Source organism: Paenibacillus sp. IHB B 3415, assembly GCF_000802655.2.
In the GTDB taxonomy this organism is placed as follows: domain Bacteria; phylum Bacillota; class Bacilli; order Paenibacillales; family Paenibacillaceae; genus Paenibacillus_AQ; species Paenibacillus_AQ phytohabitans.
Map to the genome: position 1 here is coordinate 36,564 of NZ_JUEI01000075.1, position 25,859 is coordinate 62,422.

Below are 25,859 nucleotides of genomic sequence, written 5' to 3' on the forward strand. Positions count from 1 at the left end.
TGCTGCAATAGCGGTGGAGTGAGTCCCGGAGTGCTTTCTGCACCCCGGGATTTTTCAATTCATATCATTAAGTAAGAAGTATAAACTGTAACCGCTTTATTGTGATTGTGCCTTATGCGGTCCGGGGCGTCAAGAGGCGGCAAGAGAATTAGACCTCAGGAAGATTTAACCTGCTGGATAAGCTTAGCTTGAGATATGTATGTTTATCTTAGACTTCCCCTCTGCAATTTTAGAACCAGTAAAGGTCCGATGACGGAATCCTGCACAGAATACAACATTTCCTTTATTAAATCGCCCCTAATCGAAAATTGTTGCACAAAAGGCATCATTTTCCTACTTCATAGCCGCTAAGCGGGGGAATTCCTGTATTTCATACAACAATTCTTAAAGTTACCCCAGTATCTAAGGCTCAGAGTTGCATTATATACAACATTCTCAGCATCCCGGCCTGACCATACAGGGTGAACTTAAACTCATTGCCCGTATAAATTAAAAAGATGGCATCCGCATGGGCGGATGCCATCCATCTTCAGGATATAGCCTTGTTTACGCTGCTAGGTCTTAACTGTCCCCGGATCAATGGCGAAGCGCTCATCGAGCTTCTCACTGCTGAGCCAGCCTACATAAGTATTCAGCGGATGATACTGGTTGTCCATGACCAGTACTGCAACAAACGGGAATTGCTTACGGTGTAAATAACGAACATCCCCCCAGCGTACAATATAACCAGAGGGCAGCTCTTCGACCTCGGCGACAGCGTAAGAGGTAAAGTACAGAAAAGCCTGAATATCCGGATGGGACTTCGAATGTTCCACAGCGGGGTGAGTGGAGCAAACCGCATGCTTGAACCATTCCAGCTTGCCATTGCTCAGCAGTCCGACGTAGTAGCTGCCATCCGGCTTGGCTTTGACCACGTTCCAGCGTGTAGGCGAAATCGTAGGGATGACAAAGTACCGGTCACCAGCATTATGGTGCACATCCTTGTTCTTGATGTTGCGTGTGATACGCGCATGTACGAGCGTCCGCCAGATGTAATACAAGACGATGCTTGCGTATAGGGTAATGAACAAGGGCGCCGGAGGCACAATCCCGCTAATCCAGAGAATGATCGCTGCCGCATGGCTGCCGAAGATGAACGGATCGAAGATGTGGATAATATTCCAGGCAATCCATTTCTCGGTGAACGGGCGTGCCGCCTGGGTCCCATAGGTGTTGAACAGATCCGAGAACACATGGATGGCAACGCCGATGAAGCTCCAAAGCGCAATATGGCTTAAGGCATGGAGATCCGTTAATCCGAAGACCGGACCTATGACCACTGTGATCAGAGCCGGCCATAACAGTAAAAAGGGCAGGGAATGGGTGATTCCCCTGTGATTGCGGATATAAACTGCGTTGTCCTTCAGCCGCAGCGCAGTATCGGCATCCGGTGCCTGAGAAGCGAGTACAGTAGCGACCATCACGGCACCGGCAAGTGTACCATTCGCGGCGACTGAAGGATCAACGAACGACAGACCGGCGAGTCCCAGTCCCATAACAAAATGTGTAGCGGTATCCATTGGCCAGATCTCCTTTGTACGGAAGTTCTCTATTAATAACTACCCAATTTAGCGTCCAGTTATTTAGGGGGGAGGAAATAAATATTGTCACGTAATTGTCGAATTGATGAACATCATGGTCAATGATTGTCAAAGTCTTTCCCAGTTTGCTATGATAAAGTTAATAGCGGAGCGAGTAATATTATCCAGGGTACAGTCGAACGGTTACTCAGGCTCCGGCGGAACGTTAAGAAGTCCTTAGAAGGAGGAACACCATACGTGGACAATCAATTGAGATATCAAGCTTCTTCCGATTCCGCATCAATGTCTGCCAAGTCTCCACCCGAAGGTGCAAGCTGGCGCGACTTCATTACGGTGACGAAACCCGGTATTATCCGTTCCAATCTGATCGCTGCTTTTGCAGGCTACTGGGTAGCTTCAGGCTGGGATGTACAGTATGGGCGATTAATCCTTACCCTGCTTGGCACAATGCTGGTAATGGCCTCTGCCTGTGTTTTCAATAATTATTTCGACCGGGATCTGGATATGAAGATGGAAAGAACCCGTGAGCGGGGCTTGCCTACAGGCAGGCTGAAGCCTCAGACAGTGCTGCTGTACGGCATTGGGCTGGGTATTGCCGGCCTGGCTGTGCTGTTTGCTTTTTGCGGAGTACTGGCCGGACTGTTTGGCATCGTCGGCATGTTCGTATATGTTGTAGTGTATACCCTTTGGCTCAAAAGAACATCTACCTGGAGCACTTCCGTGGGAGCCATCTCCGGTGCCATGCCGCCTGTAATCGGTTATGTGGCTGTTACCGGAACCGTAGACCTTGGTGCCTGGCTGCTGTTCGCCATGCTCTTCCTGTGGCAGCCGCCCCACTTCTGGGCACTCGGTATCCGCCGCAAAGAGGAGTACAGGGCCGCAGGATTCCCGCTGCTTCCAGTGGTCAAAGGGACACGCCGCACCAAGTTCCAGATGATCCCTTATGTGGCACTGCTGCTGCCTATTCCTGTACTGATGTACATGTATGACTATGCAGGAATATTTTATCTCATTGTATCGTCAGCTTTGTCGCTGGCCTGGCTCTATTTAACCTTAACCGGATTTAAGGCGAAGGATGATGATGCCTGGGCCAAGAAAAATTTCTTCTTCTCCATTAACTATCTGACCATAAGTCTGATTGTGCTGGTATTGAATACGATCCACGGTTAAATTTTAGATACACACGGTGGAAGTACGGATTCTTATGATGAATGGGGAGGGGTCCTGTGCAGACCTTGAAACGCTATAAATGGACCTGGCTGATGCTGCTGGCGGCGGTAATTATGGCTGTCTATCTGGTAGTGAATTCGCTCAGCTTCGGAGACAAGAAGCTGCCGGTGATCGGGGAGGTACAGGACTTCTCTCTGGAGAATGTGGATGGACAGCAGGTGAGCCTGGCGGATACAGCAGGCAAAGCAAGGCTGGTCTATTTCTTCTTCACCGAATGCCCGGATGTGTGTCCTATTACTACTTACATGCTGTCACAGACGCAGGATCTGCTGGTGAAGGATGGCAGCTTCGGCAAGGATATTGAATTTGTCTCCATTTCCTTTGACCCGGAGAACGACACACGTGAAGCGATCAAGGCATTTGGCGACAAGTTTCATGCCGATTATAACGGCTGGTATTTCCTGCGCGGGGATCAGGAGCAGGTGCGCAAGCTGGCGGCTGAATCATTCAAGGTTCTGATCTACGGCAACAGTAAGGATGATTTCGCCCATGCCAACCTTATTGGTCTGGTAGACCGGACCAACCGCCTCAGGGGATTATACGATGCCGGGGATACGGAGAATGTGACTCCGGAGTTTCTGGCCGAATCGGTTAAGAAGCTGGCCCGTGAATAGAATTGCCCGAATAAACCAAACGCCTTGCCGGACTCCTTCCATTTAAGGAGGGACCGGCAAGGCGTTTTTGGTGTTGAACTATAGACCAGAGCAGCTAGTTGTTACTGAACGGCTGCGGATAGAGAATATATTCCTCAAGGCCGGCTTTTTCGAGCTGGGTGATGCTGTACTCGTCAGGAGTGCCTTCGACACCGGCATAACCCCGCCGGGTATACATATGCACCGCATCGGGAAAGGCATCGCGCAGTACGCCGCGGATTTTTTTGCCGGAGCTGTCATTGTCCATATACAGGTATACTTCTCCATCACCGACAGTGCGGCGCAGGGATTCCAGCTTGAGAGTGTTCAAGGTGCCGAAAGTGCACAGAATGTCGACCTCCGGCGCGAGCAGCCGTCTCAGCCGGCTGCGGTCATTCTTGCCTTCGACAATAATGGTAATAGACATAGGTGCTCACTCCCGGATCGTAGTTGGTTATGACGATATTGTACCTAAGCTTCGCCAATTTTAACAGTTCAAAGAGCAATATGTATTCATTCCCCGGGAAATGTCGTAAAAACAAACGCCATCCAACAAACAATCACCCGGCAGGAAAAATGCGGGTGATTGCTGGCGAATGCGGCTGGAATCAGGCGGCATGGCTGTTCAAACCCGGAGAATAGGCAGCGGGACTGCCGGATCTTCCGGGGGGAAGCAGCAGAAGGGCTGTCATCAGGAGCACGAAGGCAATGAAGTAAGGGGAGACATAGTCCCGCAGCTGTCCGGCGGCTACCGGCCCGGCAAATGCCCCCAGCGACATGGCGATGGATTGCAGCGAGAAGGTACGGCCCATCCGGCCTGCACCGCCCAGACTGATGAACAGGGAAGCCATGGCCGGGAATAACACACCCTTTGCTGCACCGAGTATGAATAGAACGATTCCGGCCGGGATGCTGCGGAAGGCGGCCAGACTGAAGAAGCAGATTGCCATTCCCAGCAGGGCGGCAGCAATGCGGATGCCAGGTGCCAGCCGGTTCAGGAAGAACAGGCTGAGGGTCAGTAGTGCCCCCAGGCTGAGCAGCGACAGCAGAATTCCGGTCGAAATCATTCCGCCGCTTCCTTGAGACAGCGGAAGTTCAAAGAAGAGTACCCCTTGGGAACAGGATACGAAAAAGGGCAGCAGATAGTAGCGCTTAGAGACTGGAATATCGGCTGACAGTGGATTCGCCGCTTTCTCCTGCGGCAGCGGCAGAGCGGGTTTGTGTACAGCCAGTGCAGGAGAATGCTTCGGGACACTGAAGAAGGCCATCACACCAGTCAGGATCAGCAGCCAGCCCAGCGTGCTGAAGGTGCCGGAATAGCCGGCCTTGGCCACGATAAACGCACCGGCCGCCGGTGAGACCACAGAGGCCAGCGTGTGGATGATCCCGTGGCCTGACATGTACTTGCCCTGGGTAGCCGGGTCAGAGGAGAGGGAGGCCAGTAGGGTCATGCAGGCAGGCGAGAGGAAGGCCAGCGCGAAGCCGCTTGCTGCGCGCAGCAGCAGCAGATGCCAGGGCAGCTGGGCATGGGCCTGCAGCAGCAGAATTAGCCCGGCTGCTGTAAGGGCAAAGACGATGTAACGGCGGCTGCCGTTGCGGTCAACCAGTACACCGGCCAGCAGGTTGCCGGGGAGGTGGGTCAGCGAATACATCCCCATCATCCAGCCGATGAAGGCCGGCCCAGCTCCCAAAGACATGGCAAACGGCGTCAGAATGGGATACTGGGCATGCAAGTCAAAGAAGGCAAGGAACAGAAACAGATACAGCCACAGCGCGGTTTTCACGGGTAACACCTCCAGATTGGTGGCCAGCCGATGAGTAATGGAACGGAATTCACTTAGAAGAAACGGCCTACTTGTACTTTACGTGCGCCGGAGGGGGCTTATACCATTTTCTTGACCAAACGCTGTATGCGCTTCTGCAGCCCGGGAACCATGAATTATAAGAGGCATTCATGTATAATAATTATTATTAATAATATGTCTGACGGGACAGGAGTCCCGGAGTGGCGAAATTTGCGATAGGGGTGTTGTGAAATTGATGGATCCGGCAGTGTGGTCACAATTTATCAGAGAGAATTGGCTTGTTATCGTTATTGCGCTTGTCCTGCTGTTTGCAGTAATTAATCTCGTTAAGACTGTGCTGAAATGGGCAATTGTTATCATTATCGTTGCAGGCCTGTTCATCTACAGCGGGGTGACCATGGATCAGATAGGTAATGCTGTTAACAAAGTGGCGGACGGGACGGTCAGCACGCTGAAGAACGAAGCGCAGGAAGTTATGCTTAAGGAAGCGCAGGAGGCAGTGTATACCTCCGGCGGTGACGGTACTTTTACAATTACGACTCCGAATCTCGAAGTGAAGGGCTCCGCCGCAGAGGATAAGGTTGAAGTGATCTTCCGCGGGGTCAGTCTTGGAAAGTGGAGTGTAACAGATACTACCAAAACATTTATCGACGAAGCCCGGAAACAGGCCGGCAAATAAAAGTGCAGCTGAACCAAGGGCTAAATAGCCGCAGAAGGAGGAGCGAGAGAGATGCTAAACAGCTGGATAGATAGTCTTAGTGAGGCCAATATCATCTCGATCGTCCTGCTGGTGGTCGTGCTGTTCTCAGTGCTGCAGGGATGGGGCCGGGGCTTCAAAAGAGCGGCCGGAGGGCTGTTCGGACTGCTCGGCTCAGGAATAATGGCGATCGCGGCCCTGATCATGGCGGTTCCGGCCGCTGTATACCTCTCGCCACTAGCCGGGGAGTGGGCATCAGGCGTTGTTCTCCCTGACATCCGGCTGAGCCAGTGGCAGCAGGTGTATTACACAGCCGTATCGGTGCTGGCGAACTCTCCGCTTGTGCGGTTCCTGCTCCTGCTCCTTCTGTCCTACAGTCTGATCCGCCTAATGCTGGGTCTGCTGTTCCTGCTCCTGCCTTTCCGGCTGCCGCGCTTTTCTTCAAGGACTACAGGGAAGATTACGGGGGCCAGCCGTCTGAGCGGTGCCGTTCTCGGCTTCGCTGCAGGGCTTGCCCGCGCACTTGTCCTGGTCTTCGCGCTCTACATCGGCGTAGGGCTGAATCCGGACAGCGGCTTCAGCCGCTACGTGGAGTCCTCGCCGATCTACAGCCAGAGTGCGGCAGCGGTATTTGAGCCGCTGGCCGGTGAACAGGTCCGGGGTAAGCTTCCCGTGCTGACCAAGGCGGTAGCCGCCGAGATGAATGATATTTTGCGGCGCAAATATGAAGTGATTGACCATGATATCTCCGCGGACATCGCCGGTGCAGCCGCAGATATTGCCGGACAGGCTGACGGGGATGAAGAGAAGGCCAAGCTGCTCTATGATTGGATTGGCTCACGCATCACCTATGACTATACCAAGGCAGAGAACTATGAGCAGAAACGGATCTGGCATGAGCAGACTCCGCAGGATACCTTTGATACCCGGCTGGGGGTATGTATAGATTATGCCCGCCTCTATGCCATGATGGCCCGTTCGCAGGGCCTTCAGGTGCGGGTTGTAACCGGCAGGGGCTATGACGGGCAGGGCGGTTATGGTCCCCATGCCTGGAATGAGGTCTATATCAGCAGCAGGGAAGCCTGGATTCCGCTGGATTCTACCTGGGCCAGCAGCGGTAACTGGTTCAATACCAAGGATTTCGATTCAACGCATATCAAGGAAAACATCCTCTGACAAGAAGCGGGAGCTCCTCCATCTATGGTACAATAACAGCGTGTAAGAAGAGCTCTGCCTGTGGACTGCCGGATATACGGTTTTGCATAACATACAAGGAGAGGACACGCTGTGAGATGGTTCGGTAAGCCGGGCTCCCGCCCGGATGGAGGTTCTGCCCGAAACTACCTGAGTTTACGCATAAATCTGTTTTTCTTCGGCACTTTTTTTATTTTCTGCATCATTATTATCCGTCTTGCAGGGCTGCAGTTTGTGGAGAGTCCTGAGCTTACTGAGGTCGAGGCCAGCCGGGAGACCAAGGATGTGCCGCTTGCGGCGATCCGGGGAATTATTCATGCTGCCGGCGGTGAGAAACTTGCCTATTCCACATCCATTCAGTCGTTATATATCACTTTAACCAAAGAATATACAGCCAAAGCCAAGAATAAGGACACCGGAGTATACGACTTCACTGCTCAAGCCAAGGCAAGGACGAAGTCACTGGTGGCGCGGCTCACGTCAGTTTTTAATGAATATGGTGATCCTTCCGCCAAAAAACTCTCGCAGGAGGATATCCTTGCTCTGCTGGATCTTGATTATAAGAAATCGCTTGGTTATGTCCCGCGTAAAATCAAGACGGGGCTGACGGTGAAGGAAATCGCTCATTTCATGGAGAACAAGGAAAGCTATCCTGGGGTAGCTGTTGTGGAAGAAAGCGTCCGCCATTATGACAAGGATACAGTGGCAGTTCAGACGGTAGGCTATATGAAGCTGTTCCGTTCTACAGAGGACTATAATATATACAAGAATATCCGTAATGCCATGAAACAAACGGGTGCTGATCCCGGCCTGACTTACAGGGAAGATGAATTTGTCGGTATCTACGGTCTCGAACAACAATACCAGCGCGAGCTTAGGGGCAAAAATGGTTATCAGACCCTCTCCGTCAATCCGCAGAATATGGCCGAGGAAGTCATTGCATCTGTTCCGCCTGTCAAAGGCAATGATGTCTGGATGACGATCAATAAAAACGTGCAAATGAAGACAGAGCAGGCCATTATGGATCAGATCAGCTGGCTGCATACCAATCCGGTCCAAGGCAAATATCATCCGGATGCCCTAACCGGGTATGCGGTTGCGATGGAAGTGGATACAGGCAATGTAGTAGCCATGGCCAGTATGCCTGACTATGATACGAATGTCTGGAATGCCGAGAAGCTGCTGCCGGAAGTGTACGATAAGATCAAGGATAATTACCAGAACGGGACGATTAATGAGAATATCTCCGGCTTCTCAGGCAATGGGCTGAAGTCCTTGATTTTCCTGGGTTCCACGATCAAACCGTTAAGTGTGTTAATTGGTCTAAATGAAGGATTGTTCACCACCACCGATACGTATACGGACAAGGGAATCGCGTATTTCGGCAAAGATGACAGTTCCTCAGTGAGCAATTCCTCCGGTCACGTTCTGGGGCCGCTTGATCCGGCCAAGGCGATCCAGGAGTCATCCAATGCTTTTATGGTAGACTGGGTCGGCAATGCACTGTATAAGAAGTATCAGGGTGAAGGAATCGCGGTATGGGACAAGTATATGAAGGCCTTCGGACTTGGGGTGTCGACACAGAGTGGACTGCCGGGTGAGAGTGCCGGAGTTGCCGATTATATCAACACGAAGCAAGCGGGCTCTGTCCAGGCGGCGTTAGTCTTTGCCTCCTTCGGTCAGAAAGGTAAATATACCGCACTGCAGCTTGCCCAGTATACAGCGACGCTTGCCAATGAAGGGGAACGGATCAAGCCGCAGCTGGTCAGCAGGATTACAGATGCCGAAGGCCATACGGTTAAGGAATTCGGACGGGAAGTTCTGGACAAAATTACGTTTGATCCTTCGTACTGGAAGGAGATCAAGCAGGGGATGAACACGTCGGTCAAGGTGTTTGACGGATTCCCGTATGACTTTGCCCGCAAGACAGGGACCTCTGAAATGGATGCGTACGGTGCGGTCCGTGACAACGGAGTCTTCATTGCTTATGCTCCGCGCGAGCATCCCAAGCTTGCTGTAGCGGTGATTATTCCGGAAGGCGGCTTTGGATCGAACAGTGCTGCACCGGTGGCCCGCAAAATATTTGAAGCCTATGACTCAGAATACGGGCTCGATGGAGTCCCCAAAAAAAATCTTCCGCCAATAGCGCAGGAACAAGAGTCAACTGTGAACTAAGAGGTTTATATTATTTTTCCCGCTGAAACGGTGCTGTCCTTATTAAGGACGGCCAAGCCGTTTCCACTTGAGATGTAGAGGAGTGAAAAACTGTGAGTGTTTTCCGAAAGCAGGCCTCTCCCCCGGACGAGAAGGACAGCAAGAGTTCGCTTGGCCTGCGGCTCAACGTGTTTTTCTTCAGCACGTTTGCAATTTTTTGTGTAATTATTATCCGTCTGGCTGTTGTGCAGTTTGTGGAAGGACCTAAGCTGACCGAGGTGGAGACCAGCCGGGATACCAAAAGTGTACCGCTGGCGTCCATCCGTGGTGCGATTCGCGCAGCCGGAGGAGAAGAAATTGCCTATTCGACCTCCGTTCAATCGCTGTATATCACCCTGACGAAGGAATATACGGCCAAAGCCGTGGATAAGGAAACCGGAATCAGTGCACTGAAGCCGGAATCTAGAGCTAACGCCTATGCGCTGGCAACCCGGCTGGTCGAGGAATTCGATAAACATGGTGATCCGGACGGCGAGAAGCTGACGGTGAATAATGTGATTACTTCATTGGATTTATATTTCAAAAAATATTCGGGTTATATGGCCCGCAAGATCAAATCCGGTCTTACCACCCAGGAAGTTGCTTATTTCATGGAGCATAAAAGCGAGTTCCCCGGTCTTGAGATTGTTGAAGAAGGCGTGCGGCATTATGACAAGGACACGGTTGCTGTGCAGACAGTCGGGTATATCAAGCCGTTCAAATCGTCCAGTACACTTAATATCTATAAGAACATACAGAACGCAATGAAGAAGATCGATGCCGATCCCGGTCTGAACTATAAAGATGATGAGTTTGTCGGCTTTGACGGTCTGGAGCTGCAATATCAGCGGGAGCTGCGCGGCAAGAATGGTTATCAGGTCATTTCAGTGAATCCGCAGAATATGGCCGAGAAGGTTGAAGAGGTTGTGCCGCCGGTCAAGGGTAATGATGTCTGGATGACGATTAATAAGAACGTCCAGCTCAAGACGGAAGAGGCCATTACGGAGCAGATCAGCTGGCTGCACAGTCATGCCGTACAGGGCAAAACCCACCCCGATGCACTCACGGGTTATGCGGTAGCCATGGAAGTGGATACAGGCAATATTGTTGCCATGGCCAGTATGCCGGATTATGATACCAATGTCTGGACGGCGGAGAAGCTGGATTCCGATACTTGGAATAAAATTATGGGTAACTATCAGAATGGGACGATTACTCCGTATTCTTCAGGGATGTCGGGCCATGGATTCGGTTCTACCGTATTACTGGGTTCAACCATTAAGCCGCTGAGTGTGCTTGTGGGCTTGAACGAAGGATTCTTCAGCACCTCTTACCGATATAATGATAAAGGGATCGCCTATTTCGGTAAGGATGACAAATCCTCCGTACGCAATTCCTCCGGACATGTCTACGGTCCAATGGACCCGGCCAAAGCGATTGAGGATTCCTCCAACGTATTCATGGTGGATATGGTCGGCAAGAAGCTTTATGAGCAATATAAGGGCAAGGGGATTGAAGTTTGGGATAAGTATATGAAGGAGTTCGGCCTCGGCGTCTCCACACAGAGCGGGCTTCCGAATGAGTATCTGGGACAGATTAACTATACCGATACCAAGGCAGCGGGCAGTGCGCAAGCCGCACTGGTCTATGCCTCCTTCGGGCAGCAGGGCCGTTATACGGTGCTGCAGCTGGCACAGTACGCTTCCACGCTTGCCAATGAAGGTGTGCGCATCAAGCCGCAGCTGGTCAGCAAGATCACCGACTCTGAAGGCAATGTGGTCAAACAGTTTGAGCGCGAGGTGCTGGATGAAGTAACGACCTTTGACCCGTCCTTCTGGAAAGAAATCAAACAGGGCATGAACAGTAAGGTTACTGCATTCACTGATTTCCCTTATGATTTTGCCCGTAAGACAGGTACCTCCCAGCAGCTCGGTAAAGGTGAATTGCGTGATAACGGGGTATTTATTGCTTTTGCCCCGCGTAATAATCCTAAGTTAGCAGTTGCCGTGGTCATCCCTGAAGGCGGGTTTGGCTCCAACAGTGCCGCGCCGGTCGCGCGTAAAATATTCGATGCGTATGACTGGGAGTACGGGCTGGATGGCAACCCGAAGAAAAATGTAAAAACTGCAGATCCGGCCAACGGAGATGCCGTAAACACAAACTGACGAACTGCCGTAGCCTGATTGACAAATACACAGCTGCTCCCGACCGGGAGACATACAAGAATGGAGGGGTGGCAAATGACTGCCAAATACCGCCTGCTTGCATTGGATATGGATGGAACCCTACTGAATGATGAACAGAAAATTACCCCCAAAACGGTGGAATGGATCAAAAAAGCGATGAATGCCGGCGTACATGTCTGCCTGTCTACCGGACGTTCGTCCCGGAGTGCGATGCCTTATGCCGTGCAGCTAGGCCTGGAGACTCCAATGATTATGGTAAACGGAAGTGAAGTATGGCGCGCACCGGGGGAGCTGTACCGCCGGTCCCTGATGGATGTGGAACTGGTCAAACAGATGCATAAGATTGCCGAAGAGTTCGATATCTGGTTCTGGGCATATTCCGTGGATGAAGTATACAACCGCGACACCTGGGACGGCGAAATTGACAGCAGGGAATGGCTGAAATTCGGTTATTCTACTGAGGATAATGATATCCGCCATAAGCTGCTGATGCGTCTGCAGGAGCTGGGCGGGCTGGAGATCACCAATTCCTCGCCGTTCAATCTGGAGATTAATCCGCTTGGCGTTAACAAGGCATCCGGCATTCTGGAAGTCTGCAAGCTGCTTGGCATTAACATGTCCCAGGTTGTAGCCGTCGGCGACAGTCTGAATGATCTGGCGGCCATTCAGCAGGCCGGATTCGGCGTAGCGATGGGCAATGCCCAGGAGACCGTTAAGCAGGAAGCCGATGCTGTTGTGGCTACGAACAATGATGACGGGATCGCGGAAGTGATCGAGAAGTATATTCTTGCGGAGGCCGGAACCTCGGCCGGTAGAATTTCTAAGCAGGCTTAGCTTACTTATCCTATCAAAACTTGAGGAGTTGAAGGAATTGACGATCCTGGGTTGGATTCTGATCATTGCTTTGTTTGCAGTAGGGCTGGCAGGAGCGGTATATCCAATCCTGCCGGGCGCGCTGGCGATTTATCTGGCCTTCTTCGTATACGGCTGGTTCTTTTCCTTCCACTCCTTCGGTGCCTGGTTCTGGATTATCCAGACACTGATTGTGGTGGTTCTGTTCGTTGCCGATTATGTAGTCGGGGCCTGGGGTGTCAAAAAGTTCGGCGGCTCACGGGCGTCCGTCATCGGCAGCACGATCGGCTTGATTATTGGCCCCTTTCTTATTCCGGCCTTTGGTCTGCTGATCGGTCCGTTCCTCGGGGCCTTTGCCGGTGAGCTGATTGCTGGCTCTAAGCCCGGCAAGGCGGTCAAGGTCAGCTTCGGCTCCTTGCTGGGGCTATTCAGCAGTACCGTAGTCAAAATCATTTTGCAGATTGTTATGGTCGTCCTCTTCTTTATCTGGATCGGACGGTATTAAATTTATTGTGAAGAAGGCGAAACAGCTTGTCCACCAAGAAAGAATCTTTTGTTAAAGGCACGCTTATTCTGGCTGCGGCCGCACTTGTGGCCCGCATCCTTGGACTTGCCCAGCGGGTTCCGCTGGAACATCTATTCAATGATATAGGGAATGCATCCTTTACACAGGCTAACAATGTGTATCTCCTGCTCCTTCCGCTGGCGACCGCAGGAATACCCAGCACGCTGAGCAAAATGGTATCTGAGCGTTATGCTCTGAACCGGCCGCATGAAGCACAGCAGGTATACCGTGCCGCCCTTATTTTTGCAGCTGTTGTAGGTGTTGTAATGAGTACAATACTGTACATAGCCGCTCCGTATTACGCGGAGTACACCAAAGTTCCTGAGAGTACGCTGGCAATCCGGGCGATTGCCCCGGCGCTGCTGCTGTTCCCCGCAATCGCGATGATGCGCGGTTATTTCCAGGGGCGCAATAATATGATGGCCGGAGGTATCTCGCAGATTATTGAGCAGATTGCCCGGGTATCTACGGCAATTCTGCTGGCTTTTATTCTGCTGCGCCAAGGCTACAGCAACACATGGATGGCTGCGGGCGCTTCTTTCGGCAGTGTACTCGGGAGCGTCGGCGCTTTCGGTGTCATGCTGTATTATGCGGTAAAAATGCGCCGCAGCGAGGAGCAGATTGCTCTTTATGAATCGAATGAGGCGCGCCTTCCGTTACTTGGAATTTATAAAGATATTTTCAAGCTGTCCATTCCAATTGTATTATCTTCGATCACAGTACCTGTTGTGAACTTTATCGATACTTCCTTTATTGTACCGCTGCTCAGCGGCCGGATCGGAATGGAGGAAGCTACCCGGGCTCTGGGGATCTTCGGCAGCCGTGCACAGAGTATAGCGGGTATTCCGCCGGTGTTGTCTATCGCGCTTAGTACTTCGCTCATTCCGATTATTTCAGCGGCGTACGCCCGCAAAGATGAACAGCATCTGAAACGCCAGGTTACCCTGGCCATGCGTATTTCCATTCTTACCGGCACACCGATTGTACTCTCTCTCGTTGTGGCGGCATATTCTGTCAATGGACTGATCTTCAGCAGTCTGGACGGCAGCGGGATTGTAGCGATGCTGACGCTGGGCACTATTTTTCAAATAACTATGATGACTACGAACTCTATTCTGCTCGGGATGGGCAAATCGCGGATTTCGATGTATTATGTGCTTGCCGGGATTATCGTGAAGTTCGCCTCCAACTTCCTGTTCAGCCAACTGTTCGGCATCTATGGCATCATCGGCTCTACGGCCCTGTGCTTCATTGTCATTACGCTGCTTAATCTGCGGATGCTCAAAAAGATCATTCCCTTCGAAATTCTCGGCAAACGCTGGGGCGGATTCTCAATCGCTGTACTCGCATCGGCCGGAATCGGCTATGGCCTCAATGAAGCGGGGATTATGCTGACTCATCTGATGCCGGCACGACTGGCATTCCTGATTACATGTCTGGTTGTTGGAGCTGCCGTGGTTATCGTTTATCTGGTACTGTTGATTGTTCTGGGCGTACTGAGCAGCCAGGAAATCGCTGGTTACCCGCGTCCGCTGCGCAAACTGCTGAATCCTCTAATGAAGCTGCAGCCGGCGCATGTGCGTGCAAACGAATAAAGCTGTGATCATTGTCTTGTTTTGTCTTTTTTTATTTGACTTATTCCGTACATTTTGCTTCACTTAGAGAAGAATCATGGGTAACGGTTAAATGAGAAAGGATGGATAATAGATGGACAAAATTAGTTCTCCTGCTGAGTTTCAGGTGTCAATACAATCTCCGCGCTTAACTGTGGCGGTATTCAAGGCGGATTGGTGCTCGGATTGCAAATTCATTGATCCGTTCATGCCGGATGTGGAACAGAAATATAGTGACCGCCTTACACTCGTTGAAGTGGATGTCGATGCAGTAGGCGACGTTAGCCAGGAACAGAATATTCTGGGCATTCCGAGCTTTGTCGCGTATACCGATGGACGGGAACTGGTCAGATTCGTGAATAAGCTTCGTAAGTCCCGTGAGGAAATTGAGAATTTCCTGAATACGGCGCTGGATGTTTACCTTAGTATCCACAAGTAATGAAGCAGCACCGCTTTCGCCCTACCCGAGCAGAAGCGGTGTTTTTTTTCTGGAATTGTCTGCGGGCGCAATCATTATACTAATTCATTCCTATAAAAATGCGGGTGATAACATTGACGACCCTTCAATTAAAATGGCTTAGCTATATAACCTGCCTCGTTATGTTTCTGGCGCTGCTCGGCGGAGCTGTGGTTACCAAGACGGGTTCGGGACTGGAATGCGGGAATGAATGGCCGCTGTGTCACGGAAAGCTGATTCCGGCTTATACCGTAGGCTCCCTCATTGAATATACCCATCGTCTGTTCAGCGGACTTGCGGGTCTAATGTCACTGGCTTCCATGTTTGCGTTCTGGCGTTACGCCCGTAAGCGCAGGGATCTGCTTACCTATGCCTTGTTAACCCTTATATTCGTAGTGGTGCAAGGCGGAATGGGAGCGCTTGCGGTAATTAAGTCGCAGTCTGCTGCAGTGATGGCTTTACATATGGGATTCTCGCTGATTGCGTTCGCCAGCTCACTGATGCTTGCGCTTGGAGCCAGACGGATCTACCTTTCTGGGGAAGAAAATAGCACTGCAGAACCGAAAGTTAGCAGGGGCTTCCGTAACTTAACCTGGTTTACTGCGTTATATTCTTATATGGTCGTGTATATTGGAGCTTATGTAAGCCATACCGATTCGCAGGGGGGCTGTTCAGGCTGGCCGCTGTGCAATGGGGAATGGATTCCGGAGCTGTCTGGCGGGGTGGGCATTGTATTCATACACCGGGTTGCAGCGGCGCTGCTGTTCCTGCTGATTGCTATTCTGGGACATCTGGCTTTCTGGAAATACAAAGAGCTGCCGGAGCTGAGGGCTCTGGGTGTTGCCGCAGTGCTGCTCTGCCTGATGCAGGTATTCAGTGGAGCTGCTGTGGTTCATACGCTGTATAATGAACGACTGTACATATTTACCGCGTTGTCGCATATTTTGCTGATTGCCGGCTTGTTTGGGGTTTTATGTTATATGAGTGTCCGTGTCTGGCAGTTAAGCGGGACGGGCAAGAAGCGATAAGATTACCGTTAAGGGCAGGGGATAAGGTACGGGCCCGGTTCGAGGAGGAACGTTTAGTGGGATACGGTAATTTGCGACAATGGATCGAACAGCTGCGCAGGGACAAGGATCTTGCCGTGATTGATGCTCCGGTTGATCCGAATCTGGAGCTGGCCGAGATTCACCGCCGGGTGGCCGGTGAGGAGGGCCCGGCGCTGCTGTTTACAAATGTAAAAGGAACGCCGTTCCCGGTTGCAACCAATCTGTTCGGTACTGTCCGCCGGGTGAACAAGGCCTTCGGGACCCGCCCGGAGCAGTTATTGAAATCGATGACGGCAGCTATGGAAACGATGATTCCGCCATCAGCTGCCGGACTTTGGAGAGAAAAGGGTCTGCTGCTTGACCTGATCAGAGCAGGAACCAAAAATATACCGCAAGGTGAAGCACCGGTACTAGGGATCTGCCGCAGCAGTAATCCGCTACAGGAATTGCCCCGAATTACCAGCTGGCCTAAGGATGGAGGGCCGTTCATCACCCTTCCTCTGGTCTATACAGAGAGTATAACCAACCCCAAAGACCATAATCTCGGGATGTACCGGGTCCAGATTCACGATGACAGCACCACCGGCATTCATTGGCAAATCCATAAAGGGGGCGGCTTCCATCACCGCCAGGCTGAGCTGCTGGGGGAGACGCTTCCGGTCTCTGTCTTTATCGGCGGGCCTCCTGCCCTGATCGCGGCCGCTGTTGCCCCGGTTTCAGAGCGCCTTCCGGAATTGATGCTGGCATCCCTTATGCAGGGCGGGAAGCTTCCTATGGTGCAGGACCCACTGGGCGGTCACCGCATCCCATCAGAAGCCGAATTCTCCATCCGCGGGTGGGTGTCTCCGTTTGAGCGTAGACTGGAAGGCCCTTATGGCAGTCAATCCGGCTATTATTCGCTGCAGCATGATTTTCCAGTGATGCATGTGCAGCGGATGTGGCACCGCAAGGACGCGATTTTTCCGGCCACGATTACCGGCAAACCCCGCCAGGAGGATTATTATCTTAAGGATTATCTGCAGCGGCTGCTGGCTCCGGCCTATCCGTTAATGATGCCTTCCGTAAAAGCACTGTGGGCGTACTCGGAATCCGGCTCGAACGCCTTGGCGTCTGCGGTGGTGAGAGAGAGCTATCCGCGTGAGGGACTGGCTTCGGCCTTCCGTATCCTGGGGGAAGGGCAGCTCTCCTTAACGAAATTCCTGCTCCTGACGAATGAACCGGTTGAGCTTACGGATTTCCCCAAACTGCTGGAAACCGTGCTTGAACGCTTTAATCCGGCATCCGATCTGGTGATCTTCGCTAACACCTCCATGGATACCCTTGACTATACCGGCCGCAAGCTGAATCATGGCAGTAAGGCTGTGATGATGGGCACCGGCAACCCGGTGCGTGAGCTGCCCAGAACCTACACGGAGGGTCACCTTCCAGCAATCACCGGCGCCATGCCCTATTGCGGCGGATGTTTAGCTGTTTCCGGAGCATCCTATATAGAAGACCCTGAGCTTCCCGTCAGGCTGGCCGCTTCCTTCCAGGAGAAGGGTACAGCCTGGCCGCTGATTGTTCTGGTGGACGATGCTGCAGAAGCGGTGCGCACACAAACCTCCTTCCTGTGGACAGTGTTCACCCGGTTTAATCCGGCGGATGATATTTATGCGGAGACCCATGTACTGCGTAACGCAATCAGCTATTCCCTGCCGATTGTAATAGATGCCCGGATGAAGCCGGGGTACCCGGAGGAGCTGGTTCCGCATGAGGACACGGTTGAACTGGTGAACCGGAACTGGAACCGTTATTTCCCTCTTGTTTAGATCTTAAGTATTCTGAGGAGGACAAATATGCTGCGGACATTACTGGGAGAGCCGCCCCGCGAGAACAGCGGGGTACTGGCCGAAGCCATGGACAACATGGCGAAGGTCGCCTCCATGCTGCGCAAGGAGATGAACGCACATGAAGACCGTGACCATGAATACCGCAAGCTGGAGATATGGACACGCGGTCTGATCTCATCGCTGGACGAGCTGGAGCAGAGCTGGTTCGCCGCCGCCTTTTACCGGAAGTCGGTGGTTGCCGGTTATATGGATGATATGTCGCCCATGGAGCAGGGAGAGTACGCCAGGTATGTGTATTTTTATAAGGACGGCTTCATCCGGGTGTTCTCCCTGCTGGACAAGCTGGGTACGGTCTTGAACAGTCTATATGATCTGAATACAGGTAAAGTCAAAGCACATTTCTCTTACTTCACAGTGCTTCGCCAATTTCAGCTGCTTCACGCGCACAACCCGCTGGCCAATGAGCTGGAGAAGATCAGGAACTCTTACCGCGAACCCGTAGAGAATCTGCGCAAACGGCGCAATGCCGAGATTCACTACATGAACGCTGAGATGACGGATGATCTCTGGCAGCGCCATCAGGGGCTGCATGACAAAATCCAACTGGAGGATCTCGACAGCCATCTGGAGGATTTGAAGCAGAGCCTGGAGATGGTGTGCAAATCTTTGTCGGCTGCCTTCAGGTACAGCAATGAGCAGTGGCACAAGAATAAAGCTGCATCCAGCCAGCGTTCAGAGCACGGACAGCCGTAAAAACTTACCTTTGACAAAGAACCGGAAACTTAATATACTTATGCAAGTATTTACTTCTAACATGAAACGGCATATATAACTTCATACTATAATCTTATCGAGAGCGGCGGAGGGATAGGCCCGATGAAGCCCGGCAACCGATTTGTACACAGCATAGCCTAGCTGCTGCCTGCAAATGTCATGGTGCTAATTCCTACAATGCCGCTAGGTTTGCGGTCTTGGCAGATGAGACGGCATTGTTTACTTCACACACACGGCCTCTTCCGATCTGCACGGATCGTAAGAGGTCTTTTTTGTTATAAATTGCATGGAAGAAGGAGGACGGGGCGATTGATAGAGCTGAAAGATTTAACGAAAGTATACGGTAAAGGAAGCAAGGCCGCGATGGCGCTTTCCGGACTAAGCCTGTCGATTAAGAAGGGGGAGATATTCGGTGTGATCGGCCACTCCGGTGCCGGCAAAAGTACGCTGATCCGCTGCATTAATCTGCTGGAACGTCCGAGCGAGGGTGAAGTATGGGTGGATGGGGTGGAATTGACCGCACTCAGCCAGGGACAGCTGCAGGAGCAGCGGCGCAAGATCGGGATGATCTTTCAGCATTTCAATCTGCTCTCCTCCGCAACTGTCTATGACAATATCGCCTTTCCGCTGCGGCTTACCGGAACCTCCAAGACGGAGATTGAGCGGAAGGTTCAGGATCTGCTGGCTCTAGTCGGACTTGAGGAGCACCGGAACAAATATCCGGCTCAGCTGTCCGGAGGCCAGAAGCAGCGGGTCGGGATCGCCCGTGCTCTGGCGAGCGATCCTGATGTTCTGCTATGCGATGAAGCGACTTCAGCACTGGACCCGCAGACAACGGATTCAATTCTGCGCCTGCTGCTGGATATTAACCGGAAATTTCACTTGACCATTGTGCTGATTACGCATGAGATGCATGTCATTCAGAGCATTTGCGACCGGGTGGCTGTCATTCATGGGGGCGGGATTGTGGAGCAGGGCGACGTTGCCCAGGTTTTTCTGAAACCGAGGCATGAGGTTACGAAAGAATTCATCCGCAGTGAAACTCAGGCAGACGGACCGCTGCGGCAAGCGATTGATGCTGTACATGCCGGATATACTAAGGCGGTCAAAATTACTTTTCTTGGGCAAAAGACGTACGAATCGACCCTTTCCCATGTGGCGCAGGGAACCGGAGTTAATTTCGCCATTCTGCAGGGAACCATTTCTACTATCAAGGACGTCCCGTATGGTCAGCTGATCGTCCGGTTTGAAGGGCCATCCGATGCCGTGGAAGCAACACTTTCCGAGCTTGCGGCTGAAGGCCTTGATGTGGAGGTGATTTCTTAATGGGCGGACTGGATTTTAGCGCGATTAACTGGGAAGAAATGCTTGATGCCACGGTCGCAACACTAAAAATGTTAGCTTTTTCAGGAATATTCACAATTATCCTTGGTTTACCGCTCGGAATTGTGTTATATTTATGGGGCAAGTCTAATAACACTATTATCAGGGTTGTTTACTCGGTATTATCGTTCGTCGTAAATATTCTGCGTTCGGTTCCCTTTATTATTCTGATGGTTGCCCTGATTCCGTTCAGCAAGTCGATTATGGGTACCTCAATAGGTGTACTTGGAACGATTCCGGCGCTGGTGATCGGCGCGGCTCCATTCTTCGCCAGACTGGTAGAGACGGCACTGCGGGAGGTTGACCGGGGGATCATCGAAGCGGCGCAGGGTATGGGAGCATCCACGGGACAGATTGTAATGCGTGTGTTGCTGCCGGAGGCTCGTCCGGGTCTGCTGGCCGGTGTTACGATCACGATTGTTACCCTCGTCTCGTATACCGCAATGTCCGGGATGATAGGCGGCGGCGGTCTGGGTGACCTGGCGATCCGCTACGGCTATTACCGTTATGAGAAGGAAGTCATGATTATCTCGGTGGCCCTGATGGTTATTCTGGTGCAGCTGCTGCAAATGGCCGGTGACCGGCTGGTAAGACATTTTACACGGAAATAAGGTATGTCCATATAGAGCCTTATTCATACAAATTATTGATTAGAGGGGGATTTACAGATGAAAAAAGTACTGCTCACATTCTTCAGCTTGACCATGATATTGGTGCTTGCAGCTTGCGGCAACAATAACGCTGCGAATAACGCGGCAAACTCTGCGGCTACAACGGCGCCAACGGAAGCTGCTGCTGCAGAACCGACCACTGAACCTGCTGCAGAACCGGTAACCTTGGTCATTGGAGCTTCTCCTGTACCGCATGCGGAAATTCTGAAAGCTATTGCCCCGCTGCTTGAAGCACAAGGCATTACGCTTGAGATCAAAGAATTCACGGACTATATCCTTCCGAATACACAGCTTGCCGAGAAACAACTGGATGTGAACTTCTTCCAGCACAAGCCTTATCTGGATGACCAGAATGCCAAGAACGGCACGGATCTTGTATCTGTAACCGCGGTTCACGTTGAACCTTTCGGTGCGTATTCTAAAAAGATTAAAGCGATCAGCGAACTGGCTGACGGTGCCAAGGTTGCCATCCCGAATGATGCCACCAACGGCGGACGCGCATTGATCCTGCTGGCTAAGAACGGTCTAATTAAATTGAAGGATGACACCAACATCACTTCCACCAAAGCTGATATCACTGAGAACACCAAGAAGCTTGAAATCATTGAGCTGGATGCAGCAATGCTGGCGCGTCAGCTGGACGAGGTAGATCTGGCGCTGATTAACACCAACTATGCGCTGGAAGCCGGCCTGGTTCCAACGAAGGATGCTTTGTTCATCGAAGGAGCAGATTCCCCTTATGCCAACCTGCTGGTAGCCCGTCCGGACAACAAAGATTCCGATGTGATCCAGAAGCTGGCTGCAGCCCTGAACTCTGCAGAAGCCAAAGCCTTCATCGAAGAGAAATATGAAGGTGCAATTATCCCTGCATTCTAAGCTTAAAGCTTAAGCTGAGCAACTAAAGTGAAGACCAGAAATGCCCTGTCAGCCGGGAACGGTTGACAGGGCATTTCTGGTCTTTTGGAAGGATGGGTAAGTTTACCGGGAACGCGGCGGGTTGATCCTGCCTGTGAAATCCACTATAATAAAAAAAATCCCCAATGCCCTGTCAGCCGGGAACGGTTGACAGGGCATTTCTGGTCTTTTGGAAGGATGGGTAAGTTTACCGGGAACGCGGCGGGTTGATCCTGCCTGTGAAATCCACTATAATAAAAAAAATCCCGGCCTTCTCAACGGAGGCCGGGATGATCTATGATACGGGATTAGAATACTTGAATAACTTCTTCCACGCCTTCTACTTCTTCAACAAGAGCGCGTTCGATCCCGGCTTTCAGCGTGATCGTGGAGCTTGGGCAACTGCCGCAGGCACCCATAAGCTTCAACTTAACGATGCCGTCTTCTACATCGATCAGTTCGACGTCACCGCCATCGCGCTGCAGGAACGGACGAAGTTTATCGAGCACTTCCAATACTTCATCGTACATGGTTGCACTTTGTACATTCTCACTCATTTCTCAATCACTCCTTTCGTATGTTTATTATAGTACAAAAAGTTAAAAAATAAAATGGTTTGCGCAGAATAGGGAGATCATCATGAGACCAATTATAGAATTTTGTGCCAGTAATATCGGACATGGTACAGAAAAGCTCAAAAATAAGCTGGAGCAAAACCCCGAATACGATGTGGTGGAGTACGGCTGTCTGAACAACTGCGGACAATGTTATCTGCAGCCCTTCGCCATGGTCGACGGGGAGATTATTGAAGCCGAATCCGCCGACGGACTTGAAGAGGCGATTGAGGCAGCCATTAAAGAGGCTGAGGCATGGGATAGCCTTGAGATCGACTAAACCGCAGCCGTGGTTGTCCTACCCGAAATGGCGCTTAGACATCCAGAGCACGCCGCTTTTGAGCAGGCGCGGAACACGGCCCATGACGGAGCGGCGGCCCATCAGGCCGAAGCCGGCATTTTTACCCAGTGAACCGAGAGTCCCCTTAAGCTTGATCTTATGCAGCTTCGGCGTCTCACCCCGCCATAGGGCCTGAATAATCTGCCCCACCTGTTCTCCCTGAGCACCTGCGGCTTGTGCGCTTGGTGCGAAGGGCAGGCTGGCGCAATCCCCAATCACGTATACCTCCGGATAGTCGGCCACATTGTAATAATTGCCCACAATGATCCGTCCTCCACGGTCTTTGGGGAGTTCAAGCTGCTGGACCACCTGCACCGGCTGAATGCCGGCAGTCCAGACCGTAACATCAGCAGGAATTGCCTGGGTGCCATTGAAGATGGCATCCTTTTCTACATGGGAGACGGATACCCGTCCCATGGTCTCCACATGATGCTCATTGAACCATTCCTCCACATACTGTGACAGCTTGGCCGGGAAAGAAGACAATACCCGTTCCCCGCGGTCCAGAATGGAGATGTTCAGATCAGGCCGGCTCTCCCGCAGTTCTGAGGCAATCTCAACTCCGCTCAGTCCTCCGCCTACAATGTTGACTGTTCCGTAAGGCTTCACATCGTTCAGCCGGCGGTAGGTTTCGCGGGTCCCGGCAAAGCTCTGAATACTGCAGGCATAGTGCTCGGCTCCGGGGATGTTATGGAAATTATCGGTGCAGCCGAGCGCTATCGCCAGAATATCATAAGATATCGGCTCCCCGGTATCGAGGAATATCACCCGGCTCTCCAGATCGATGGAGCCCACCTGACCATAGCGGATCGTTAAGCGGGGATGAACCGGGAATTGAATCCGCAGATGATAATCCGTTACAGTTCCTGCGGCCAGTGCATAATATTCCGTCTTGATTCCCTGATACGGCATCCGGTCAACCAGGACGATTTCCACATCATGGGGGAGATGGTTGTTAAGCAGTTGCTGAATGAGGGCAAGACCGCCGTAGCCGCCGCCCAGGACAAGTAGAGTTCTCATGCGAACCGATCTTCCTTTCAGGTATGGTGCGAGATGGGCAAGGCAGTTCCGCAGGATTATAGGCTGGTGCGGTTAGTTGTTACTCGTATACTTTAATCTCGTTGTAGAAAGTATCCCGTTCAACCGGAATCCGTCCGGCCCCTTTGACGAGCCAGATCAGCTCTTCACGTGTCAGACCTTCCGGGGTCAATGCGCCCGCGGCATGGCTGATCCGTTCTTTGAGAATCGTGCCATGTACATCTGAAGCTCCGAAGCTGAGGGCAACCTGGGTCAGCTGTGCTCCGATATTAATGAAGTAGGCTTTGATATGGTCAAAGTTATCCAGCATCAGACGGCTTACTGCAATCGTCTTAAGATCCTCGTAAGCAGAGTTCCGGCGCATAATGCCAGCATTCTTGTTCTTAGGCTGCATGGAGAGCGGAATGAACACCATGAATCCGCCTGTTTCGTCCTGCAGCTCGCGGATTTGCAGCATGTGGCGGATGCGGTCCTCGCGGGACTCAATGGAGCCGTACAGCATAGTCGTATGTGTTCTCATACCTATATTATGAGCAGTGCGGTGAACCTCCAGATATTCCTCGACATTGGCTTTGTCCACACGCATTTTTTTGCGGTACTGGTCGGACAGAATCTCTGCCCCTCCACCGGTAAGTGTCTTCAGTCCGGCGGCGCGCAGCTGCTCCAGTACTTCACGGATGCTAAGGCCGCTGATGCGGGTGAAGAAGTCGATCTCTGCTGCGGTGTAAGCCTTGAGAGTGACGTCAGGGAAGTGCTCGTTCAAGGCTTTTAGCGAATCAACATAGTACTGGAAGGGCACGTTATCATTATGGCCTCCGACAATGTGGAACTCGCGTACGCCGGGATGGATATGCTGCTGCACATATTGCACCATTTCCTCGCCGGAAAGGGTATAAGCGCCGTCTTCTCCCTCATCCTTGCGGAAATTGCAGAATGCGCAGCGGGATTCGCAGACATTGGTGAAATATAGACTCATGTTTTCGATAAAATATACTTTATTCCCGTTTTTTCGCTGGTTAACCTCATTGGCTAATTGCCCGATCGTTAATAAATCATTGCTCTCATATAAATAAACGCCATCTTCCAAATTTAATCTTTCTCCGCCGCGGACCTTCTCAATGATGTTCGCCATCCGGGCATCCATGTGGGGTGTTATAAGGGTAGACATATAATTTCCTCCTGAAGGTTGGCGAGGCAACTGCATCGCAGAATCGTGAGCTAACGAAATGAACCGGCAGCAGACCGGCATGAAATAGAGGTTTGATGTAACCTCGTGACAAATTTCCGAATTTTTACGTATATCGCTTTTCCTATTATAAACCTCTCCCGGAGGGTGAGCAACCGCCAGAAAACTTAAGGGAACCCGGCATGAAATGCATAGCTGCGGTATGTTTGCGACTTGAGGCTAAGAGAATAGTGGAGTATACTTAATTTAAATTATAGAAGTGCAAATTATTTGAACATTACCTAAGGCCTTAGGGCTGGTTGATAAAAGCTATTGCAGAAGTATGCCAACAAAACTTAAGCTTATGCTTCCAAGGCGAGTTTTCACGAAGTGAGATAAGGATGCGGATGCTAACAAAACTTTTAGGAGGTTAAAGTTATGATTAACATTAGTGAATTAGCAGCAGGCCAATTGAAGACCATGCTTGCTGAGCAGGAAGTACCTGATATGTTTCTCCGTCTGGGCGTAACACCCGGGGGCTGCAGCGGGTTCTCTTATGCCATGGGTTTCGATGATAACGAAAGCGAGCAGGATGTGTATATGGACATCGAGGGCTTGAAGGTAGTCGTAAGCAAAGACGATATCCGTTACCTTGACGGCCTGGAGATCGATTTCGAGGAATCCGGTATGACGGGCGGGTTCACCATCAATAATCCGAACGCCACTGCTACGTGCGGCTGCGGATCTTCTTTCCGTACGAAGGAAGATGCAGGCAAGCCGGCGGCTGAGCCTTGCTAAGACGGGCACTGAAATTTATATAGACAGCTAAATATGCAGCCGTTGATCACGGCTTCTCAACCTCTTGAATTGTGTAAGAAGTACACTACACTTTTCAGGAGGTTTTTTATTTGGCCAAAAAAGCAGAAGAAGATTGGAATGACAACGGATCAAGGTTAAAGGAAATACTGGAGGGATGGATAACTATAAAATTTATGGAAAAATAATCCGATAATAAAAAAGAATATCCCTATATATTTAATTATAAATTACTCAACTTTCGCACCTAGAAAATCGACTTAAACCCTTGAGGGCGTAAGA

General features: G+C 51.4%; 24 protein-coding genes and 1 riboswitch. Of the genes, 18 read left to right on the forward strand and 6 right to left on the reverse strand.

All coding sequences use genetic code 11. The features are described 5' to 3' along the window. Positions 1-554 precede the first annotated feature (554 nt). On the reverse strand, positions 555-1,559 hold the full coding sequence (locus QW71_RS28170) for a metal-dependent hydrolase (protein WP_039307207.1): 1,005 nt from the start codon (positions 1,557-1,559) through the stop codon (positions 555-557). A gap of 258 nt (positions 1,560-1,817) precedes the next feature. Here QW71_RS28170 and cyoE point away from each other — a divergent pair, with 258 nt between their 5' ends. Together cyoE and QW71_RS28180 are read left to right on the forward strand one after the other, a co-directional pair. Then, positions 1,818-2,750 (forward strand): heme o synthase, encoded by a 933-nt coding sequence (cyoE, locus tag QW71_RS28175; RefSeq protein ID WP_039307208.1) that lies wholly within the window; start codon positions 1,818-1,820, stop codon positions 2,748-2,750. Between the two features lie 56 nt (positions 2,751-2,806). After that, positions 2,807-3,424, forward strand: a complete 618-nt coding sequence (locus QW71_RS28180; protein WP_152679882.1) for an SCO family protein — start codon at positions 2,807-2,809, stop codon at positions 3,422-3,424. 94 nt (positions 3,425-3,518) lie between these two features. On the opposite strand, the gene QW71_RS28185 is transcribed toward QW71_RS28180, so the two are convergent. Continuing rightward, the gene (locus tag QW71_RS28185) at positions 3,519-3,869 is read right to left on the reverse strand and encodes a DNA primase (RefSeq protein WP_039307212.1); all 351 of its coding nucleotides are present in this window, start codon (positions 3,867-3,869) and stop codon (positions 3,519-3,521) included. A 181-nt stretch (positions 3,870-4,050) separates the two neighbouring features. Then, complete coding sequence (locus tag QW71_RS28190; protein WP_039307214.1) at positions 4,051-5,226, reverse strand: MFS transporter; 1,176 nt, start codon at positions 5,224-5,226, stop codon at positions 4,051-4,053. A 256-nt stretch (positions 5,227-5,482) separates the two neighbouring features. On the opposite strand from QW71_RS28190, the gene QW71_RS28195 reads away from it, so the two are divergent. The 14 genes from QW71_RS28195 to QW71_RS28260 all read left to right on the forward strand — a co-directional run bounded on the left by QW71_RS28195 (position 5,483) and on the right by QW71_RS28260 (position 21,586). Continuing rightward, positions 5,483-5,926, forward strand: coding sequence for a hypothetical protein (locus QW71_RS28195; RefSeq protein WP_039307216.1), 444 nt, complete (start codon positions 5,483-5,485; stop codon positions 5,924-5,926). A 51-nt stretch (positions 5,927-5,977) separates the two neighbouring features. Further along, a complete protein-coding gene (locus QW71_RS28200) occupies positions 5,978-7,120 on the forward strand; it encodes a transglutaminase domain-containing protein (protein ID WP_039307218.1) in 1,143 nt (380 codons plus the stop codon). 111 nt (positions 7,121-7,231) lie between these two features. Then, a complete protein-coding gene (locus tag QW71_RS28205) occupies positions 7,232-9,313 on the forward strand; it encodes a penicillin-binding protein 2 (RefSeq protein ID WP_039307220.1) in 2,082 nt (693 codons plus the stop codon). Positions 9,314-9,405: 92 nt separating this feature from the next. Then, positions 9,406-11,496 carry a penicillin-binding protein 2 gene (locus QW71_RS28210; protein ID WP_039307222.1) on the forward strand — a complete coding sequence of 697 codons (2,091 nt, stop codon included), beginning with the start codon at positions 9,406-9,408 and terminating at the stop codon, positions 11,494-11,496. A gap of 75 nt (positions 11,497-11,571) precedes the next feature. Further along, the gene (locus tag QW71_RS28215) at positions 11,572-12,351 is read left to right on the forward strand and encodes a Cof-type HAD-IIB family hydrolase (protein ID WP_039307224.1); all 780 of its coding nucleotides are present in this window, start codon (positions 11,572-11,574) and stop codon (positions 12,349-12,351) included. 37 nt (positions 12,352-12,388) lie between these two features. Then, a complete protein-coding gene (locus tag QW71_RS28220) occupies positions 12,389-12,874 on the forward strand; it encodes a DUF456 domain-containing protein (RefSeq protein ID WP_039307226.1) in 486 nt (161 codons plus the stop codon). Positions 12,875-12,900: 26 nt separating this feature from the next. Beyond that, positions 12,901-14,529 (forward strand): polysaccharide biosynthesis protein, encoded by a 1,629-nt coding sequence (locus tag QW71_RS28225; RefSeq protein ID WP_039307228.1) that lies wholly within the window; start codon positions 12,901-12,903, stop codon positions 14,527-14,529. A 112-nt stretch (positions 14,530-14,641) separates the two neighbouring features. Next, positions 14,642-14,986 (forward strand): thioredoxin family protein, encoded by a 345-nt coding sequence (locus QW71_RS28230; protein ID WP_039307230.1) that lies wholly within the window; start codon positions 14,642-14,644, stop codon positions 14,984-14,986. Positions 14,987-15,099: 113 nt separating this feature from the next. Then, positions 15,100-16,032 carry a heme A synthase gene (locus tag QW71_RS28235; protein ID WP_152679883.1) on the forward strand — a complete coding sequence of 311 codons (933 nt, stop codon included), beginning with the start codon at positions 15,100-15,102 and terminating at the stop codon, positions 16,030-16,032. Positions 16,033-16,088: 56 nt separating this feature from the next. After that, positions 16,089-17,861, forward strand: a complete 1,773-nt coding sequence (locus QW71_RS28240) for a UbiD family decarboxylase (RefSeq protein ID WP_039307235.1) — start codon at positions 16,089-16,091, stop codon at positions 17,859-17,861. Positions 17,862-17,888: 27 nt separating this feature from the next. Further along, positions 17,889-18,635, forward strand: a complete 747-nt coding sequence (locus tag QW71_RS28245; RefSeq protein ID WP_039307236.1) for a Cthe_2314 family HEPN domain-containing protein — start codon at positions 17,889-17,891, stop codon at positions 18,633-18,635. A gap of 91 nt (positions 18,636-18,726) precedes the next feature. Next, a riboswitch (SAM riboswitch) is annotated at positions 18,727-18,867 on the forward strand. Positions 18,868-18,965: 98 nt separating this feature from the next. Beyond that, positions 18,966-19,982, forward strand: coding sequence for a methionine ABC transporter ATP-binding protein (locus QW71_RS28250; RefSeq protein WP_039307237.1), 1,017 nt, complete (start codon positions 18,966-18,968; stop codon positions 19,980-19,982). Next, complete coding sequence (locus QW71_RS28255; RefSeq protein ID WP_039307238.1) at positions 19,982-20,650, forward strand: methionine ABC transporter permease; 669 nt, start codon at positions 19,982-19,984, stop codon at positions 20,648-20,650. Before QW71_RS28250 ends, QW71_RS28255 begins: the two co-directional genes overlap by 1 nt. A 57-nt stretch (positions 20,651-20,707) precedes the next feature. Further along, entirely contained in the window at positions 20,708-21,586 is an 879-nt protein-coding gene (locus tag QW71_RS28260) for a MetQ/NlpA family ABC transporter substrate-binding protein (RefSeq protein ID WP_039307239.1), read from the forward strand. 326 nt (positions 21,587-21,912) lie between these two features. On the opposite strand, the gene QW71_RS28265 is transcribed toward QW71_RS28260, so the two are convergent. Beyond that, a complete protein-coding gene (locus QW71_RS28265) occupies positions 21,913-22,161 on the reverse strand; it encodes a NifU family protein (protein WP_039307240.1) in 249 nt (82 codons plus the stop codon). Positions 22,162-22,243: 82 nt separating this feature from the next. On the opposite strand from QW71_RS28265, the gene QW71_RS28270 reads away from it, so the two are divergent. Continuing rightward, positions 22,244-22,498, forward strand: coding sequence for a YuzB family protein (locus tag QW71_RS28270; protein ID WP_039307242.1), 255 nt, complete (start codon positions 22,244-22,246; stop codon positions 22,496-22,498). Between the two features lie 18 nt (positions 22,499-22,516). On the opposite strand, the gene QW71_RS28275 is transcribed toward QW71_RS28270, so the two are convergent. Both QW71_RS28275 and mqnE read right to left on the reverse strand, forming a co-directional pair. Further along, entirely contained in the window at positions 22,517-23,578 is a 1,062-nt protein-coding gene (locus QW71_RS28275; RefSeq protein WP_039307244.1) for an NAD(P)/FAD-dependent oxidoreductase, read from the reverse strand. A gap of 79 nt (positions 23,579-23,657) precedes the next feature. Continuing rightward, positions 23,658-24,764 (reverse strand): aminofutalosine synthase MqnE, encoded by a 1,107-nt coding sequence (gene mqnE, locus QW71_RS28280; protein ID WP_039307245.1) that lies wholly within the window; start codon positions 24,762-24,764, stop codon positions 23,658-23,660. Between the two features lie 435 nt (positions 24,765-25,199). Here mqnE and QW71_RS28285 point away from each other — a divergent pair, with 435 nt between their 5' ends. Beyond that, positions 25,200-25,559 carry an iron-sulfur cluster assembly accessory protein gene (locus QW71_RS28285; protein WP_039307246.1) on the forward strand — a complete coding sequence of 120 codons (360 nt, stop codon included), beginning with the start codon at positions 25,200-25,202 and terminating at the stop codon, positions 25,557-25,559. The last annotated feature ends 300 nt before the right edge of the window (positions 25,560-25,859 follow it).